The sequence below is a fragment of the Niastella vici genome (assembly GCF_002077945.1).
Lineage (GTDB): Bacteria > Bacteroidota > Bacteroidia > Chitinophagales > Chitinophagaceae > Niastella > Niastella vici.
This window is the reverse complement of sequence record NZ_LVYD01000128.1, coordinates 1-1,836: the sequence shown is the minus strand read 5'-3', so window position 1 is coordinate 1,836 and position 1,836 is coordinate 1. Positions and strand designations below refer to the sequence as shown.

The following is a 1,836-nucleotide window of genomic DNA, read 5'->3' as shown; positions in this document are numbered from 1 at the left end:
AAGAGGAGAAGGGGATGAGAGAAGAGAGAAAATGAGGACAAAGAAACAAGTTAGATTAATACGATGAGTGAGATAGGATAGAGGTAAAGAAAGCATAATATTATAAAGATCTTTGAAAGTTTGGAAGCAACAGCACTTGAATAACTTTCAAGTAATTCAAGGTAAGATTTTAGCGACTCGAAAAAATTAACAGATTCACAAAGTTGATTTTCTTTTTGAGAGAATTAAGCTAAGTGATCAAAACTCATTTACAATGGAGAGTTTGATCCTGGCTCAGGATGAACGCTAGCGGCAGGCTTAATACATGCAAGTCGAGGGGCAGCGCAGTGTAGCAATACATGGGCGGCGACCGGCAAACGGGTGCGGAACACGTACGCAACCTTCCTTTAAGTGAGGGATAGCTTTCGGAAACGAAAATTAATACCTCGTAACATCGTTGAGTGGCATCACTTGATGATTATAGCTCCGGCGCTTAAAGATGGGCGTGCGCCTGATTAGGTAGTTGGCGGAGTAACAGCCCACCAAGCCTACGATCAGTAACTGGTGTGAGAGCACGACCAGTCACACGGGCACTGAGACACGGGCCCGACTCCTACGGGAGGCAGCAGTAAGGAATATTGGTCAATGGACGCAAGTCTGAACCAGCCATGCCGCGTGGAGGATGAAGGTCCTCTGGATTGTAAACTTCTTTTATCGGAGAAGAAACCCCGGAAATCTTTCTGGGTTGACGGTACCCGATGAATAAGCACCGGCTAACTCCGTGCCAGCAGCCGCGGTAATACGGAGGGTGCAAGCGTTATCCGGATTCACTGGGTTTAAAGGGTGCGTAGGTGGGTTGGTAAGTCAGTGGTGAAATCTCCGGGCTTAACTCGGAAACTGCCGTTGATACTATCAATCTTGAATCTCGTGGAGGTAAGCGGAATATGTCATGTAGCGGTGAAATGCTTAGATATGACATAGAACACCGATAGCGAAGGCAGCTTGCTACACGAGTATTGACACTGAGGCACGAAAGCGTGGGGATCAAACAGGATTAGATACCCTGGTAGTCCACGCCCTAAACGATGGATACTCGACATACGCGATACACAGTGTGTGTCTGAGCGAAAGCATTAAGTATCCCACCTGGGAAGTACGACCGCAAGGTTGAAACTCAAAGGAATTGGCGGGGGTCCGCACAAGCGGTGGAGCATGTGGTTTAATTCGATGATACGCGAGGAACCTTACCTGGGCTAGAATGCATTTTGACCGTGGGTGAAAGCTCACTTTGTAGCAATACACAATTTGTAAGGTGCTGCATGGCTGTCGTCAGCTCGTGCCGTGAGGTGTTGGGTTAAGTCCCGCAACGAGCGCAACCCCCATCATTAGTTGCCATCAGGTAAAGCTGGGAACTCTAATGAAACTGCCGTCGTAAGACGCGAGGAAGGAGGGGATGATGTCAAGTCATCATGGCCTTTATGCCCAGGGCTACACACGTGCTACAATGGAGGGGACAAAGGGCTGCCACTTGGCGACAAGGAGCTAATCCCAAAAACCCCTTCTCAGTTCAGATCGCAGTCTGCAACTCGACTGCGTGAAGCTGGAATCGCTAGTAATCGTATATCAGCAATGATACGGTGAATACGTTCCCGGACCTTGCACACACCGCCCGTCAAGCCATGGAAGCCGGGTGTACCTAAAGTCGGTAACCGCAAGGAGCCGCCTAGGGTAAAACTGGTGACTGGGGCTAAGTCGTAACAAGGTAGCCGTATCGGAAGGTGCGGCTGGAATACCTCCTTTTTAGAGATAGCGCTAAAAAATAACTTTTTAGCTGTTGCTTCACTTAACTTTCATAGA

The 1,836-nt window shown here is 48.4% G+C and carries 1 rRNA gene; it reads left to right on the top strand.

The features are described from left to right. Positions 1 to 250: 250 nt before the first annotated feature. A 16S ribosomal RNA gene (locus tag A3860_RS40335) occupies positions 251 to 1,779 on the top strand. Positions 1,780 to 1,836: the final 57 nt, after the last annotated feature.